The 15,676-nt window shown below is 42.6% G+C and carries 15 protein-coding genes and 2 pseudogenes; 8 read left to right on the forward strand and 9 right to left on the reverse strand.

Annotation, left to right across the window (positions count from 1 at the left end):
• Positions 1-72: 72 nt before the first annotated feature.
• Positions 73-735 (forward strand): PHD finger domain-containing protein, encoded by a 663-nt coding sequence (locus tag SHAL_RS12505; protein ID WP_012277483.1) that lies wholly within the window; start codon positions 73-75, stop codon positions 733-735.
• A gap of 29 nt (positions 736-764) precedes the next feature.
• On the opposite strand, the gene SHAL_RS12510 is transcribed toward SHAL_RS12505, so the two are convergent.
• Both SHAL_RS12510 and SHAL_RS12515 read right to left on the reverse strand, forming a co-directional pair.
• The gene (locus SHAL_RS12510; RefSeq protein ID WP_012277484.1) at positions 765-1,709 is read right to left on the reverse strand and encodes a chemotaxis protein CheV; all 945 of its coding nucleotides are present in this window, start codon (positions 1,707-1,709) and stop codon (positions 765-767) included.
• 140 nt (positions 1,710-1,849) lie between these two features.
• The gene (locus tag SHAL_RS12515; protein WP_012277485.1) at positions 1,850-3,451 is read right to left on the reverse strand and encodes a mechanosensitive ion channel family protein; all 1,602 of its coding nucleotides are present in this window, start codon (positions 3,449-3,451) and stop codon (positions 1,850-1,852) included.
• Between the two features lie 515 nt (positions 3,452-3,966).
• On the opposite strand from SHAL_RS12515, the gene SHAL_RS22915 reads away from it, so the two are divergent.
• A complete protein-coding gene (locus SHAL_RS22915; RefSeq protein WP_012277486.1) occupies positions 3,967-4,140 on the forward strand; it encodes a hypothetical protein in 174 nt (57 codons plus the stop codon).
• A gap of 271 nt (positions 4,141-4,411) precedes the next feature.
• On the opposite strand, the gene SHAL_RS12520 is transcribed toward SHAL_RS22915, so the two are convergent.
• A complete protein-coding gene (locus tag SHAL_RS12520; RefSeq protein WP_012277487.1) occupies positions 4,412-5,347 on the reverse strand; it encodes a pyridoxal-phosphate dependent enzyme in 936 nt (311 codons plus the stop codon).
• Between the two features lie 311 nt (positions 5,348-5,658).
• Between SHAL_RS12520 and SHAL_RS12525 the strand changes: the two genes are divergently transcribed.
• Positions 5,659-6,066, forward strand: a complete 408-nt coding sequence (locus SHAL_RS12525; RefSeq protein ID WP_012277488.1) for a YccF domain-containing protein — start codon at positions 5,659-5,661, stop codon at positions 6,064-6,066.
• On the opposite strand, the gene SHAL_RS12530 is transcribed toward SHAL_RS12525, so the two are convergent.
• A complete protein-coding gene (locus SHAL_RS12530) occupies positions 6,063-6,860 on the reverse strand; it encodes an alpha/beta fold hydrolase (protein ID WP_012277489.1) in 798 nt (265 codons plus the stop codon). The two genes, SHAL_RS12525 and SHAL_RS12530, sit on opposite strands and share 4 nt — an antisense overlap.
• A 47-nt stretch (positions 6,861-6,907) precedes the next feature.
• Positions 6,908-7,702 (reverse strand): substrate-binding periplasmic protein, encoded by a 795-nt coding sequence (locus SHAL_RS12535; protein ID WP_012277490.1) that lies wholly within the window; start codon positions 7,700-7,702, stop codon positions 6,908-6,910.
• A 291-nt stretch (positions 7,703-7,993) separates the two neighbouring features.
• Here SHAL_RS12535 and SHAL_RS22630 point away from each other — a divergent pair, with 291 nt between their 5' ends.
• Together SHAL_RS22630 and SHAL_RS12540 are read left to right on the forward strand one after the other, a co-directional pair.
• A complete protein-coding gene (locus tag SHAL_RS22630; protein ID WP_223296288.1) occupies positions 7,994-8,203 on the forward strand; it encodes a PGPGW domain-containing protein in 210 nt (69 codons plus the stop codon).
• A gap of 262 nt (positions 8,204-8,465) precedes the next feature.
• Positions 8,466-9,458: a cytochrome-c peroxidase gene (locus SHAL_RS12540; protein ID WP_012277492.1), complete on the forward strand. Its 993-nt coding sequence runs from the start codon at positions 8,466-8,468 to the stop codon at positions 9,456-9,458.
• A gap of 113 nt (positions 9,459-9,571) precedes the next feature.
• On the opposite strand, the gene SHAL_RS12545 is transcribed toward SHAL_RS12540, so the two are convergent.
• Together SHAL_RS12545 and SHAL_RS12550 are read right to left on the reverse strand one after the other, a co-directional pair.
• On the reverse strand, positions 9,572-9,931 hold the full coding sequence (locus tag SHAL_RS12545; RefSeq protein WP_012277493.1) for a DUF6508 domain-containing protein: 360 nt from the start codon (positions 9,929-9,931) through the stop codon (positions 9,572-9,574).
• A 415-nt stretch (positions 9,932-10,346) separates the two neighbouring features.
• Positions 10,347-11,261: a LysR family transcriptional regulator gene (locus tag SHAL_RS12550; protein WP_012277494.1), complete on the reverse strand. Its 915-nt coding sequence runs from the start codon at positions 11,259-11,261 to the stop codon at positions 10,347-10,349.
• Between the two features lie 155 nt (positions 11,262-11,416).
• Here SHAL_RS12550 and SHAL_RS12555 point away from each other — a divergent pair, with 155 nt between their 5' ends.
• Together SHAL_RS12555 and hppD are read left to right on the forward strand one after the other, a co-directional pair.
• Complete coding sequence (locus SHAL_RS12555; protein WP_012277495.1) at positions 11,417-12,577, forward strand: homogentisate 1,2-dioxygenase; 1,161 nt, start codon at positions 11,417-11,419, stop codon at positions 12,575-12,577.
• Positions 12,578-12,681: 104 nt separating this feature from the next.
• A complete protein-coding gene (hppD, locus tag SHAL_RS12560) occupies positions 12,682-13,722 on the forward strand; it encodes a 4-hydroxyphenylpyruvate dioxygenase (RefSeq protein ID WP_012277496.1) in 1,041 nt (346 codons plus the stop codon).
• 326 nt (positions 13,723-14,048) lie between these two features.
• Here hppD and SHAL_RS12565 read toward each other — a convergent pair whose 3' ends face one another.
• On the reverse strand, positions 14,049-14,996 hold the full coding sequence (locus tag SHAL_RS12565) for a sensor domain-containing diguanylate cyclase (RefSeq protein WP_012277497.1): 948 nt from the start codon (positions 14,994-14,996) through the stop codon (positions 14,049-14,051).
• A gap of 113 nt (positions 14,997-15,109) precedes the next feature.
• A pseudogene (locus SHAL_RS23465) lies at positions 15,110-15,287 on the reverse strand (Mobile element protein); the annotation flags it as partial.
• A 12-nt stretch (positions 15,288-15,299) separates the two neighbouring features.
• Here SHAL_RS23465 and SHAL_RS22640 point away from each other — a divergent pair.
• A pseudogene (locus tag SHAL_RS22640) lies at positions 15,300-15,566 on the forward strand (transposase); the annotation flags it as partial.
• Positions 15,567-15,676: the final 110 nt, after the last annotated feature.

Genomic DNA, 15,676 nt, shown 5'->3' on the forward strand with positions numbered 1-15,676 from the left:
CGATAAGTCACTGACTAAGTCACTTTTATATCAAAGCGCACAATCTAATCCATTGTGCGCTTTGTTTTTATCATGCAAGGAATAAATCCCGTGTCGGACATAGCCCCATTAATCGATATCCCGTTTAATCGTAGGCATCATTGCTGGTTTTGTGGCGAGCCTAGCAATCAAGAGTGGGGCTACTTAAAAGAAGCCTATACTCCGCACCCTTCTCTAACGGTTCCTTGCTGCAGCGAATGTTTAAGGCTTGCTAAACAGCATAAACTCACCTCAATTTGGGACTGCAAAATGGCAGTTAAAGACGAGTTGATGCGGATCTATGAAAAGCACCTTGCCATTGGGGTGAACTGGACCAAGCAAGAACTCGAAGAGTCAGAGTTTGAAGATAAAGTTTTTGGTGGTTTTAAAAAGAGCGCCTGGATGATGTATGAGATCGCACGGGATCGGGTTAACTATAGCGGCTGGCCTTTAAGTCTAAACGGTGTGATGCTCGACGACCATGGATATGACGCATCATTCAGTTTCGATGGGGTGAATTACCGCTCGGTAAGCCAGGCAATTGCTTTTTACGCCAAACAATTCACCTTAGATAAACGCTTTTTAGAAGATACCATTGCCATTGTTGGTAAAGACAGGTTTGGATTTGCCATTCGCATCGCACAAATCAATATTGCTGCAGTACCAGAGCTAAAAAGGCAAGTATTGAGCGACTTAAGAGAAGAGCACTCGGATTAAGTTTCCGGTGCTCTTTACGTTAACAGAAACTAGCCCATTAACGTTTCTCGCAATTTATCTTGCACCACTTCGACGAGTAAATCTGGTTGAAATTTTGAGATAAATCGATTGCAACCCACTTTCTCGACCATCGCATTATTAAAGCTGCCACTCAACGACGTATTTAACGTAATAAATAGATCCGACATGCGTTTATCACTGCGCACCTCATGAGTAAGTTTATAGCCGTCCATTTCAGGCATTTCTGCATCGGTGATCAGCATTAAAATGTGATCGGTTATCACCTTGCCTTCGTCACACCATTTTTTAAGCAGATTAAGTGCCACTAGGCCATCAGTTGCCTCAATGACCTCTAAACCCAGCTGTTCGAGGGTTTCACGAACTTGTCTTCTTGCCGTTGCCGAGTCATCAACAATTAGCACTTTACGGCCTTGCATCAAAGGTAACAGCTGTTCATCTAGGACGCCATCAGACAACTTAATGTCGTAATGTATGATCTCGGCGAGTACCTTCTCAACGTCAATAATTGAAACCAGCTCTTGCTTTTCTTGGTAATCAATACGGGTAATTGCCGTTAAATAGTTATCTCGTCCGACGGTTTTCGGCGGCGGCAAAATATCGCCCCAAGTCAGGTTGACGATATGCTCTACTTTATCGACCAAGAAGCCTTGTATGGAGCGATTGTACTCTGTGACGATAAGGTTACTCTCGGGTTGAATAACTGATGGTCTAAACCCTATCGCCTTGCGCAAATCAATAACCGGTATAGATATTCCTCTAAGGTTGGCAACTCCAATAATACTGCTATGACTGCCAGGCATCGTACTCAATGCTGGCACTTTAACTACTTCCTTGACTTTAAACACGTTAATGGCAAAGAGTTGAGTCGCACTTATTCGAAACAACAATAACTCGAGTCGGTTTTCACCCACCAGCTTTGTGCGTTGATCGACACTTGCCAACATTTGAGCCATATGAGTCCCTTAAAATATCATCTTATTTTTCGAAGATTATAATGATTTATACACATAAATCATTTACCTAGCCCACAATTTAGGTTTTTATAGAGATTCACCAATACCTAGGCCTGAGCCGCAGCGATAGGCACTACATATTAGCACTGAGCCGCAGCGATAGGCACCACAGGCACTATCCGTGAGCCGTGCTCGGCGACAATATTCATAATGCCAAAATGAAGCTCCTCAGACACCAACTGAAACTCAGCAAAATCTGTCGTACCGATATAGGCAAACACATTGAGCTGCAAACCGTATAAGCCAAAACCTTTAAAGGTCACTCTCAGTGGGCTTTCTTCCACTTTTTCATGTCCTTCTAATAAGGTGCGTATATCATCGATGATGTTGTGAATTTGCTCGGTAGTTGTACGATAATCCAAACGAATATCCGTTTTCAGGCGAATTTTTTCCCGCTCAGAAATATTTTCGATATCCATCTCCGACAATCTCGCATTTGGCACATTGATCACTGAACGATCGATAGTTCGTATACGTGTACACCTCAGCCCTATCTCCTCCACTGTGCCGGTAATGCTGCCAAAGCGACCAATATTGCCTACCTTAATCGGCGCCGATGAATACAGGGTGATAGTGCCAATAAAGTTTTCAATCGACTGCTTTGAGGCCAATGCGATGGCAATACCACCTATCCCTAAACCGGCTAAAATGGTGGAGGCATCAAAGCCCAAATGCTCTAACCAGATAAGTACCGATAACGCCACCAGCATGACTCTTGTAAAGTTGGCTAGCGGTCTTAACAACGATGCACTTTGGCTGTTTCCCCGCTTTATCCAACGTAGGCGCAAACTGTTTTGAACTACATCGGTCAATGACCAAATAAACCAGATCACTGCAATAAGGAGCAAAACGCCAGTGTTGACGACTTCAATTACATTTGCCGATAGCGTGGTATGTGCCATCCATGCCCTTACCAATAACAAGGCAGCGAGTAGTCTAAATGGCCCGATAACAAGATGAGCGACATCCTCTTTATACTGATAATCACTGCGCAATATCAGTTTTTTTGCTACCCAGGTGATTGGAATAACAACGAGCAAGGCCAACAATAGATAGCAAACTAGCAGTGCCCACTCCCAAAGGTTTAGTTTAAACAGGTGACCTTGAGGAATGTGCTGTACGAACCACTCAACCACAGGTCCATAGCCTAACTCGCTATATAGCAATGGCACCTTGGCGATAGTGGCATTTGAGATCTTCCAGATAGAGCCTAGTTCTTTACTCGGCACCTTTTGCAGCAGTAGGGTGATCTCACTGCCCTTAATCTCCACCCGACCAAAGGCATCACGATAATTGGGCAGTTGGTCTCCACTTGTTCCGCCGGGCGTATCGTTGATCTCTTGCAGATTGACCCAAATATTGCGTTCGATGATCGCAATCAGTTGTTTAGCATATTCAGGACCCAGTGCGGCATCCATATCATCAGGTAAGTAACGTAAGTCTAAATATTTAGCCGCTTTATCATAATCTTGTTCAAAAGCAGCCTCAAAAAGGCCCGCAAGAGTGCCCCTAGGCGTATCTCTAAATAAGCCGTCTTGATACTCGTACGACTCCTCTTTAGTCGGTGCAGGCTTTACCTCCTCTGTCGGTTGCTGCGCGGCCTTGATAACGGCCGTACTATGGACAAAGAGTGGAAATATTAGCGAAATAAATAACAGTAAAGCAGAGATAGGTCGTAACATGAAGACTCCATTCAAAAGACGTTACCTTGCACTAACAGAACAAGCGTTCCACATATTCTAGCAAGCTTTAACCAGCCGTTAACACTCAGGCAAGACTAAAAAATGAAGAAATTTATTGATTAAACACTTGACAATAGAATTACACTGAATATAATTCGCGCAGTTTTTCAGATAGACCCTTTTAGATAGAAGTCACCGCCTTTTTGTCAAATCCACGATTCGTCGTTTGATCCCCACATAAGCGTTATCTCAACTGGTTAAAATCATCTTTATTGCAGTAATGTAGCTGTCATAACATTATGTTTAACTGCTAAGCAGCTTGTTTTTATGCAAATTTTGCGACATCGCGAACATATTTACATAAATTATTAATCGCAAGCGACTTGTATAAGCATAAAAAGGTGAGTAATCTCAAACTGAACTTAAAATTCATCTTTCGCAAAAATGCTAAGGATATCTTATTGTTAAAAAGTACTACCTGTATTGGGTAGCTTAAAATAAAAGGAGTGTGGCATATGTCATACCTAGTAAATGGACAGGAAATTACCGTTAACTTTCCAGTTGACTCAATTTCAGTAAACAAAACATCAATCGCCTTTACAGATAGTCGAGGCAAAAATAGACAGACATTTTCTAAGCGTACAGAAGCGCTTACATTTATGAAGTGGTTACTGTCTAGTAATAAATAAGCTCACAACAAGTAAAACCTGACTCTTCGATACACCTCCTCTCACTCGTATCGAATGTTTGCCTTCATAGGCAAACGAATAGGACTGACACATCTACTCAGCTATTTAGTCGCATTCATTTGGTTTAGGCCGTACCTTATTAAAGGTATCTAGCCTAACCAAATGGAACAATTTCTTTCTCACTCAAATTTCAAAGCTAACTTTTAAACTTAACGGTTAAATCTACATTTATAAATCTAAGCTCTAAGTCCAAGAGTATTAAATCTAAGCTTTATACCTGAGCTTTTAAATCTAACTGGCCATATTTACGTTCATACCTAGGTAACATAGTCGCATTCCCCAGCAGGCCACCTTGATGGATATAAAGTATCGGTTGCACAGCTTCGGTGTTCAGTAGCTTCTCGACACACATCCAGCCGAGTGGATCGTAAAGCAGTTCAAACTCAATCCCTGATGCTGACACCTTCTTATACATCTCGTAGAAAGGCCTATACAGCTTACCAAAATGATACTTCTTACCTGTATCAACAATTCTAGGGTGTAATTGCTCGTTGGTAACCAGAACACTAAATTGTTGTTTTAAATAATCGTTATCTCCCACACAGGCACAGGTTAGCACTTCGATGTGAGGAGCATATAACGCCATATATTCACTCAGGAACACCGCCGTTGTACCCGTTCCCGAGGGAAGAAAAACACGCAACTCACTTAGCTGCTCAGAATTACACCAATCAATCACTTCTTGCGCCAGTTTGTAAACACCATGCTTAGCATATTCACAGCGCCCTCCCTCAGGTACAAACAATAGTTCATCACGATTGGGTAAAACCTTTTGTTCTATGTACTCAATACAGCTCAAATCTTGCCTGTCTGACAATTTAGATAGATCAATGACATTAGCACCGTTGGCAATGGCCGCCGCATAGTTACCCACTGTTGAAGCTAATACCTGATCCGCAATATGGTCGACATAAAAATCGAGTTGTAACCCCTTAAGCTTGGCCAATGCCGACATCGAATACAGAGAGTTGGCTACAGGAGAGCCATGACCAACCAAAACGGACTTGCCTGTTACATCATTATCGAGAAAATAAGCAAACTTACGCGCTTTATTACCTGAAAACGCTTCACTTAACAGATCATCACGTTTCACATAAATAGGCTTGCCATTAAAAGATAGGGTTTCTACCGGGGTATTAACTAACAAAGAAGTACTCACTCTTATGCTTAATTATTGATTTTTACCTGTCTATTCTAAACCTTTGCCCCATCCGTGGTAAGAAATTAATACCGTAACTACGGCGTTAAAAATAGCATCAACCCAACTTCAACCAAAAAGCGACACAGTAAGTCTGCCAACTATTCAATGTAAAATTCACTAACTATTAGTCAAAATAGATATCCCGCACATTCAATACTAACGCAAACACAAAAAAAACAACGACTTACGAGTTGGCATGAAAATCGCTAAGCTTTATTATTCCCAAAAAGGGTTGGTCCAGATATAAGGAGCCATTAATGGCCGTACTTCGTTTAGTGTTTAATATTGCGTGGTTTGTTTTAGGCGGTTTTGTGATGGGACTCGCATGGTGGCTTGCCGGACTGCTTTGTTTCATTAGCATTATCGGGATCCCGTTTGGCAGAGCCTGTTTTGTTATCGGTGAGATGACATTCTGGCCATTTGGGCAAGATTCTATTAGCAGACGAACATTAACTGGCAGTGAAGATATTGGAACCGGCGCATTTGGTATGGTGGGTAATATTATCTGGTTCCTATTTTTCGGGATCTGGTTAGCTATCGGCCATATCGTCCATGCATTAGCCTGCGCGGTAACCATCATTGGAATTCCATTTGCCTTGCAGCACCTTAAGTTAGCAATTTTGAGCTTAACTCCTATCGGTCAGACCGTAGTGGCAAAGGCCTAATGTTCGAGTAAAAATGCTTTTATAAGCACCTCACATAACTTTTGGGGTGAATCTAAACTCAAGTCATGACCGGCTTGGTCAAATTCAATAAGCTTGCTCTGATAATATTGAGCAAGCTTTTGACTGCAATCAGGGTGGACCAACTTATCTTTAGTTCCACTCAGGATCACTACAGGCGCATACAGTTTTTTCGGACAGATGAACTGGCTACAGGCCCAGAACTGGCGTAGTACATTAACAAGTCTTGTTTTTCTCTCTACGCGATAGCGACTCCAGTTGCGAACAAGTTTGCGATTATGGTTTTGTTTATAGCTGGTTAACGCAACCACTGTCGCTTCAATAGCATTGATCCCCGCTCCTTTAAGACGACTTTTAAATCCAAACAGCAAGCCACGTAATTGAAAACGTTTAAACCAAGGTGAAAGGTTTGCGGCACTGGTGTTTATCAGCGCTATGCCTCTAATTTTTACATCGGCGTCAGCCATTTTTAGAGCGATTTCGTTGCCGTTAGCACCATACTGTCTCGCGGCCGCCTCAAGGGCTATCATTCCTCCCATTGATAAACCAACAAGGTAGCAGTCTTTATCTTCAACGCTGCGCAGCCTGCAGCATAAATCTTCTGCATATACCTCAATATTTAATGGGCTCGTTTTAGAGGCAAGCTCACCGTTACCCAATGTATCGACTGAAATAACGTCATGGTTAGCCAATACTGTCTGTTTTAGCATCCGCTCAAAACCAATCCAATGCCGTTTATCACGCATCAAACCACGTACAAGTACAACTGTCGCCATCAGTGCTCCGCTAGACTCTATGTCTTGCCCACAGGTTAAAAGTAGCACTATTGACGCATATTTGTTTCTAAGATCTGTTGTACATCAATTTGAGTTAGGCCTTGATTAAAGCGATCTCGCCATTTTCGCCCTTCTTCATTATTTTTAAATGCTACAAATAACTCTTTATAAGTTAAAAGCTTCTTATTAAATTGCAGCTTATTCTTAACAGCCCCCATATTCGGTTGAGCCAAAATATACTGCAGCACATGCTCATCAATAATCGCGGCATCGACTCGACCAGTAGCCACCTTATTCACATTATGTTGATCCGACGCCACCGCCTCAAAAGGCTGCGTTCCTTGTGCCATCATTCCGTCCAGTTCAGTGGTATTGACATAGCCTTGAACCACTCCAATCGTGTAGTGATTCAAGTCGCTCTGCTGCGTCCAGCTAATGGGGTGAGATTTTTGTTCCAGTAAACCTAAGCCACTTCGGCCCATCGACTCAGAAAAAACAAACTTGTCTGTTGGATAAGCATATTCAGGTAGATAACCAAGATATTTAGAATCATTTCGCGATGCCATTCTCACCGCTCGACTCCAAGGGTAAAAATCCACGATAACTTTATGGCCAACCGCATCTAGCGCTGCTCTTGTCACAGCAATGCAAGCGCCCTGATTTTTCAGCTGCTCTCCAGCGAAAGGTGGCCAATGAACTGACGTCAAATACAGCGTATCGGCATAAGTCACCCAGGGGGGGGATAAAACAAACAGACACACGACAACCTTGGCTTGCCTTTTAAAAAAGCCAGCCCAAGCCACACTATGTCTTATCAGAACGGTAAGATCCGTGTTCACCATCTTGCCTTTTACGTACTAAAACCATCACAAAAACGCTAGGAGTTCAGTACCAGTTTAACTAAACCTCCCCCTAATTTTAGTCAATGATTGGGATAACGGCAAAGAGGTGATAAAGCAGAACTGGATCGCTTGAGCGCTTCCCACTGAATGAACAGATACTTAATGCAATTTGTATTAGCCTTTGTTACAAATAATTCAAATCAAGACGTTGGCTTTGGTTTAAACTAGTTCATAATCAAGCAAAACATAATCAAGCAAAATTAGACGGGTGGGCAAATGATGAAAAAAGTGATGGTCACACTCATAGGGGGAAGCCTCACCCTTGTAGGTACTTTACTAATCGTCCTCCCTGGACCTGCTTGGTTGCTTTTGCCTATTGGTTTAGCGGTACTGAGTCTTGAATATCCTTGGGCAAGGTGTTGGCTAAAAAAGAGCCAAGCGCATTTAAGTCAAACTGCGCGTTGGTTAGACAGAAAGATTTTACTTCGACGCTTAAGATAGAAGAGTGTAAAACAGTTTGTTGATGCTTAAACGGTTTTACCCATTAATTGAGTGCCTCGGAAAACTAAAATCATCATACCAAGCTAATAATAAACTCACCCTACCTAACATTAGGTAGTCAATCTGAGATCTACCTCGCAAAATATTAATCCAAATCCACGATAGTCCTAATCGAAACAAAGCGTTATCTTCTTTTTTCAAAGCTAACTATTATTGCCTCATAAATTACCCCTACAAACTACAATGTTTACTTGAGGCCATTATGAACAAGCTTAGTTTAATCTCCGTCGCTCTACTTTCAACACTATCGATTAACGCAAATGCCGCGAACGAACCTATCGAAATCATTCCAGCAGCCGTGATCACTAACCCTGAAAAAGTTGAGCTTGGAAAGATGCTATTCTTCGAACCAAGACTGTCCAAATCTGGCTTCATTTCATGTAACTCTTGCCATAACTTGTCTACAGGTGGCGTTGATGCACTACCAACATCAATTGGTCATAACTGGCAAGAAGGCCCTATTAACTCACCAACTGTACTTAACGCCGAATATGGTCTTGCGCAGTTCTGGGACGGTCGAGCAAAAGATCTAAAAGAGCAAGCAGCGGGTCCTATTGCCAATCCAAAAGAGATGGACTTCACCCATGAATTGGCAGTCGACACCGTTCGTTCTATGCCTGCTTATCAGGCTCGTTTTGCAAAAGTCTATGACTCTAAAGACGTTAACATCGATATGATCACCGATGCGATTGCTGAGTTTGAGAAAACACTTGTCACACCAAACGCACCATTTGATCTGTATCTGCAGGGCGACAAAGACGCCATCAACGAGCAAGCAAAAGCGGGTTATCAGTTATTTAAGGATAAAGGCTGCGTGAGCTGTCACAATGGTCCAGCGGTTGGTGGCACTATGTACATGAAGATGGGCCTAGTTAAGCCATTTCATACCGACAATCCAGCTGAAGGCAGAAAAGGCGTAACGGGTAACGAAGCCGACAAGTTTGTGTTTAAAGTGCCGACGCTACGTAATATAGAACTAACCTACCCATACTTCCACGATGGTAGTGTTTGGGAGCTAGAGGAAGCCGTTAATACTATGGCTGATATTCAACTTGGACAGAAGTTGTCAGCTCAAGAGGTTAAAGAGATGGTTGCATTCCTAGACTCCTTGACAGGTGATCAACCACAAATCGTACTGCCAATATTACCGCCATCTAACAAGGACACCCCTAGACCGCTTCCATTTGCAGATTAGGTTTAATCTGTCATCCTATTGGGTTTATTGCCAAAGAGCCGTAGTCAGCGGCTCTTTTTGATTTCAGGTTAGTTGATCTATTCAGTGTTTCGCCAACGGCGACTTACCGCTAATTAAACTGCCCTTTTAAAATAAAGGCTTTGCAAACGCTCAATAATAGCAACCAACACCCCCTGGCATCGCATATTACTTAAGATCCCGGGACTAAACTTATCGATACGCGACATCGCCGTTAGTAGCAACTGACATTCGTAGAATGATGCATCGGCAATGTATTCAGGACGGTCGACCATATGGCTGTTTTGATACCATTGGTCCCAGTCAAATGTTTCCAGTAAAATGTCACTCTTCTCAAGATCGGCAACAAATTCTTGTAACCTTTTATCAGAAACAAAATGGTTGCCGAGCTTAAGATCGTTAGCATACTTGGCGTATATATCGGTTACATAACCTTGCAAAATTGAGTTGTCCATAGTTAACCTCCGATTATCGCTGGTAGCGTCCACCGATTATTCATTCTGCCGCCAACCTGTTTGCATCAATGACTTCTTTCATAACAGACTTCTTTTATAAAAGACTTCTTTCAAAAAGACTTCGTCAGCCATGATTTAGAAACTGCATATGCTGTACCAAGTTTTGTAAGGTCACTCTAATTGAGGCATGCTGAACGCAAACTTAACGACTAAAGCGCCTAAATCATACGGTTAACCATGTAACAACGAGTTTCAATTGCTTAAGCTCACTTCCAAGCTGTACTCACCTATTAAGGGATCCTATTTTGCGACAGGCTCAATTGGCAAATATCCATGCAATCTGCAAATCTCGCGGAGGCAAGCTATACTTCGATGCCCCATCTTTCTACGGCAGGCGAATATAATGTGTTAGGCGTTAATCACTACCTATTTCAGCAGAGCCGATTTCAGCACTGAACTCCTCCATAATCAGATCGGTAAATAACCTTCCCGCCCTTCCAAGAGGGCGTTCCATGGTTGAAACCAACTGAGGGGTAAAGCGGTAGCGATTGCCACCACAAAAGTCGACTTCGACAAGCTCACCACAGCTAAGCTCCTCTTCGATTAAAAAGTCAGGCATCCAGCCAAAGCCCAATCCCATCAACAGCGCATTTTTCTTCATCATAAAGCCAGAAAGATAGAATACCTTATCGCCACCAAACTGCAGTTCATCTCGGTAATGTTTATCGGCCGATGAGTCTTCGATGGTTAACTCCACATGCCGCTGTAACTCAAAAAGGCTAAGGCTTTTCTGCTTAGCTAACGGATGCTCAGCACTGACCACCAATACACTGGTGATCGACGGTAGAGGTTGAGGTCGGTAATAGGGCCCTGTTCGATAATCCTTAACTAGCATTAAATCGGCACTGTCACGCTCAAATCTATCCTGTACGCCACCTAAAAACTCCATATTTAGTTGCACTTTAGTGGGGATTTGTAATTCAGCAAGACGTTTTAAAGCTCGCATAATCGGCTTCATAGGCAAGGCGCCGTCAATAACCATTTCTAGTTTTGGCTCCCAACCTTCACTAAAACGGCTGGCTAAATGTTCAATATTGGCAAGGTATTGCAGCAGCCTTTGTCCTTCAGCCAAGATAACTTTACCCTCAGGGGTTAATTCTGCTCGATACTGGTCGCGACAAAAAAGGTTTACGCCTAGGTGTTGTTCAAGCTTTTTCACTTGATAGCTCACTGCGGACTGCGCCTTATGTAAACGCTCTGCAGCCTTGGCAAAACTGCCTTCTTCGACTAAAACCTGCAGTACTTTAAATGCATCGACATCTATTCGCATAGTGTTTTCCTTACGTAAACCTCACAGAAGCATCTAAAAATTCGATGATCACAAGCCAATTATTATTCTTTTTTTTGTTTATTTAAGCAACTAAATTAAAGCTAGATCACATTATCAATTAAATAGATGCGTTAGAGCACAAAGGAAAAGCGAATATGCCATTTTATGTAAAGCAAGGGAGTGTTCCCCGTAAGCGCCATATCACCTTTAAAAAAGACAATGGAGAACTTTATCGAGAAGAGTTGTTCTCAACCCATGGCTTTGCCAATATCTATTCCAATAAATATCATCACAACATGCCGACCAAGGCACTGGCTGTTAGCCCATATAGCTTATCTCACGGCGAAGACTGGCAAGATCCATTAGTACAAAACTATAAACTCGACACCAAGAAAGCCGACTGTGGCGGCAACTTCTTTAATAGCCGTAATAAAATCTTCTTCAATAATGATGTCGCCATGTATACGGCAAAAGTCAGCGAAGACACCGATGAGTTTTACCGTAATGCCTATGCCGATGAAGTGGTATTTATCCATGAAGGTCAAGGCGCACTCTATAGTGAGTATGGGGCGCTCGCTGTTAAAAAATGGGACTACTTAGTGATCCCACGCGGCACGACTTATCAACTAAAATTTGATGACTACAGCAATGCACGCTTATTCGTTATCGAGTCATCGAGCATGATTGAAGTCCCCAAGCACTTTCGCAATGAGTATGGCCAGATGCTAGAGTCTGCGCCCTATTGTGAGCGCGACATCCGCACGCCCGAGTTACAGGATGCCATAGTGGAACAAGGTGAGTTCCCACTGGTATGTAAGTTTGGTGATAAATATCAGCTGACCTCGCTAGAGTGGCACCCATTCGATCTTGTGGGCTGGGATGGCTGCGTTTACCCTTGGGCGTTCAATATCCAAGAGTACGCTCCTAAGGTTGGACAAATTCATTTACCACCATCGGACCATTTAGTCTTTACCGCGCACAACTTTGTGATCTGTAATTTCGTGCCGCGCCCCTACGATTTTCACCCAGAGTCAATCCCTGCCCCCTATTACCACAGCAATATCGACAGCGATGAAGTGCTGTATTACGTCGACGGTGACTTTATGAGCCGTACCGGCATAGAAGCGGGCTACATGACGCTACACCAAAAAGGGGTACCCCACGGGCCGCAGCCGGGGCGCACAGAGGCCTCTATCGGCAAAACTGAAACTTACGAATACGCAGTGATGGTCGATACCTTCGCCCCACTGAAACTGACCGAACATGTAAAGCATTGCATGAGCAACGACTACAACCGCTCTTGGATAGAAAGCTAATCAAAACGATTTTTTCAAGACTTTAAGCCTTCAACTGAAGCCATCAACAGAAGCCATCAACAGAGTGGCTGGTATATAGCATCAAATTGACAGAGGACATAACAATGGCAAGCGAACAAAACCCACTGGGCCTACTCGGCATCGAATTCACCGAGTTCGCGACACCTGAACAAGACTTTATGCATCAGGTCTTTATCGATTTTGGCTTTTCACTGTTAAAGAAGTCAAAAACTAAAGAGATTTTGTACTACAAGCAGAACGACATTAACTTTTTATTGAATACCGAGCGCAAAGGTTTTTCTGCCGAGTTTGCTAAGAGCCATGGCCCGGCTATTTGCTCAATGGGTTGGCGCGTCGAAGATGCACAGTTTGCATTCAAAAATGCCGTTGCCCGTGGTGCAAAGCCTGCTGATGAATCAGCAAAAGACCTGCCCTATCCCGCCATTTACGGCATTGGCGATAGCTTGATCTACTTTATCGATACCTTTGGCGAAGACGATAATATCTATGCCACCGATTTTGAAGATCTCAACGACCAAGTCATCGTTCAAGAGAAAGGCTTTATTGAGGTGGATCATCTCACCAACAATGTCTACAAGGGGACGATGGAGTATTGGGCCAACTTCTATAAAGATATCTTTGGCTTTACTGAGGTTCGCTACTTTGACATCAAAGGCTCACAGACGGCGCTGATCTCCTACGCCCTGCGTTCACCCGATGGCAGTTTCTGTATCCCGATTAATGAGGGTAAAGGCAGCGATAAAAACCAGATTGATGAATATCTACGTGAATACGATGGCCCAGGCGTACAGCACCTCGCCTTTAGAAGCCGTGATATTGTGGCTTCACTCGATGCGATGGAAGGCACATCGATTCAGACCTTAGATATCATTCCAGAATATTACGATACCATCTTCGATAAGCTGCCACAGGTGACTGAAGATCGTGACCGTATTAAGCATCATCAGATCTTGGTGGACGGGGATGAAGATGGCTATCTATTGCAGATTTTTACTAAGAATCTATTTGGCCCCATCTTTATCGAGATCATTCAGCGTAAGAATAACCTAGGTTTTGGTGAGGGTAACTTTAAGGCACTGTTCGAGTCGATTGAGCGCGATCAACAGCGACGCGGCGTGCTGTAAATAGCATGCTTTAAATAGAACACACTTAAATATAATGTACTTAAATAGAATGTACTGTAATTAGTAAAGTGAGTTTGAACTAAAGCGACTCATCACTAAATACGCAGAGAGTACGCATAAAGGCAACAGTTCAAGCCGTTTAAACGCTTGAACTGGTGCCTTTAGTGCTTTTAGAAAGCTGAATTGGCACGATTTAAATTGATTCTACATGAATTGACTCAAGGTGAAGATACCGATGCGAGAGCCGCGAAGCTTCTACATGCTGGCTATCATTGATGTACTGGTTATATACGTTAACAGAAAATACTCATCCTTATATTGGCCAGTTATCGTTCCAGTATATCTCCAAAGACATGAATACTATTTTTGCCATTCTTTTTTACTTTATAAAGAGCATCATCGATCAGTTTATAAACAGTATCAAAATCAGCAGTCTCATCAGGCTTAAAACACTTTGCCCCAATAGAGTTTGTACAGATTAACCCAGTGTTACCAAGTATAATCTCGATTGCATGATTGATGTTAGTGTGCACCTGAGTAATGATATTTCTCGCGCTGTCTATATCATTACTCATGAAGATCAATGCAAATTCATCGCCACCAATTCGCATATATTTATCATCAGGGCGATGGAACAACTCTTTTAGTGCTTTCGCTACAGCGATCAGTACAGTATTCCCCTGATCATGGCCTAGGTTATCATTAATAGTTTTAAAGGAGTCTAAGTCAATAAGCACCACATTAAGGAATTTATTGCTGCGCTTAGCACGAGCAATATCTCTAGGAAGGTTTTCTACGAAATATCGATAATTATGCAATCCAGAAAGAGAGTCATGATATGCGTCGAACTCATGTTTCTTTGCATGCGATATATCAATAGAAATTGCGCAGGTGCCAATAACTTCATCGGCTTTTCCTAATAGCCGAAACTTTGTTGTGTGATAAGAATGTATGTTTCCGTCTTTATGTTGGACTTGTTCTTCTACGTGGATTGGGTCAACAGAATTTTGTGCTCTTAGATCATTGTTCCAAAGTTCATCAGCAATATTTTTCGGAAATAACTCATACACATTTCTATTAACATAGTCTTCAGGAGCGGGGCCCTCAAGCAGCTTAAATTGAGGATTAGTGAAGAGTATATTACCTGAAGTGTCTTTAGCAGAGATGAGCAGTGGTGCATTACTCAATATCGTTTTTAACAATCGACTTTTCTCTCGAAGCGCTTCATTTTCAGCAGTTAAGCTAGCGATCAGTAGGTCTTTAGCTTCGCTCACTTTCCCCTCCTAGGATATTGTATTGACCATACTTACTACTATAAACGATGTCCACACTTTATGTCTTGAGTTCTACATATAAGGCCCTGTTAAGGGCGTGAGCAACGCAACATCAAGTTATGCCACTGCTCAACGACTTCTCTATCTGACCAAGCGTTAACTGTTTCGAGGTCAATATAAAGTACCAGATGAAGATGATTAATCCCTCTCCTCCACCAAGAGTGCATACGCGGCAACGTCAATCGCAAACACCTCTGTTAATTTCAGTATCTGCGTTTCAACCCAACCACGGGGTGATCATAGTGGCAGAAAAGCAAAGGTAAATATCTGTTCAACGCTTTTAATCTCGCCAAAGTGTGGAGAGCAAGGTTGTTGGAATACCTGACAAATAAGTAAGATATCGCACTGCCAGCAGCCACCCCAAAGAAATGGGTTGTCGACTGTCAAGATGTAGGTAAAGGCTTGCCAGCCCTTAAATATCTGTCTCGTTATCTTTACAGTGGCGTATTACCTGACAATAACATCATCAGTGACATCGATGGCCACGTCAGCTTTGAGTATGGCAATAACTAAGACAGCCATTATTATTTGCAGTACTTATCGTCCTCAATCACAACTCAAATGGCCAAAGCTTTTGACTCACACCTTGCCTAAGCTCTGCAATTACAAGCTGAACATGA

The sequence above is a fragment of the Shewanella halifaxensis HAW-EB4 genome, assembly GCF_000019185.1.
In the GTDB taxonomy this organism is placed as follows: Bacteria; Pseudomonadota; Gammaproteobacteria; order Enterobacterales; family Shewanellaceae; genus Shewanella; species Shewanella halifaxensis.

Bases quoted from the DNA above. Each gene is read 5' to 3' on its own strand.
- SHAL_RS12510 (WP_012277484.1), bottom strand. From the start codon at position 1,709: ATGGCTCAAATGTTGGCAAGTGTCGATCAACGCACAAAGCTGGTGGGT.
- SHAL_RS12555 (WP_012277495.1), top strand. From the start codon at position 11,417: ATGCCATTTTATGTAAAGCAAGGGAGTGTTCCCCGTAAGCGCCATATC.
- SHAL_RS12540 (WP_012277492.1), top strand. From the start codon at position 8,466: ATGAACAAGCTTAGTTTAATCTCCGTCGCTCTACTTTCAACACTATCG.
- SHAL_RS12515 (WP_012277485.1), bottom strand. From the start codon at position 3,451: ATGTTACGACCTATCTCTGCTTTACTGTTATTTATTTCGCTAATATTT.
- SHAL_RS12545 (WP_012277493.1), bottom strand. From the start codon at position 9,931: ATGGACAACTCAATTTTGCAAGGTTATGTAACCGATATATACGCCAAG.
- SHAL_RS22630 (WP_223296288.1), top strand. From the start codon at position 7,994: ATGGTCACACTCATAGGGGGAAGCCTCACCCTTGTAGGTACTTTACTA.
- SHAL_RS12530 (WP_012277489.1), bottom strand. From the start codon at position 6,860: ATGGCGACAGTTGTACTTGTACGTGGTTTGATGCGTGATAAACGGCAT.
- SHAL_RS12535 (WP_012277490.1), bottom strand. From the start codon at position 7,702: ATGGTGAACACGGATCTTACCGTTCTGATAAGACATAGTGTGGCTTGG.
- SHAL_RS22915 (WP_012277486.1), top strand. From the start codon at position 3,967: ATGTCATACCTAGTAAATGGACAGGAAATTACCGTTAACTTTCCAGTT.
- SHAL_RS12550 (WP_012277494.1), bottom strand. From the start codon at position 11,261: ATGCGAATAGATGTCGATGCATTTAAAGTACTGCAGGTTTTAGTCGAA.
- SHAL_RS12525 (WP_012277488.1), top strand. From the start codon at position 5,659: ATGGCCGTACTTCGTTTAGTGTTTAATATTGCGTGGTTTGTTTTAGGC.
- hppD (WP_012277496.1), top strand. From the start codon at position 12,682: ATGGCAAGCGAACAAAACCCACTGGGCCTACTCGGCATCGAATTCACC.
- SHAL_RS12505 (WP_012277483.1), top strand. From the start codon at position 73: ATGCAAGGAATAAATCCCGTGTCGGACATAGCCCCATTAATCGATATC.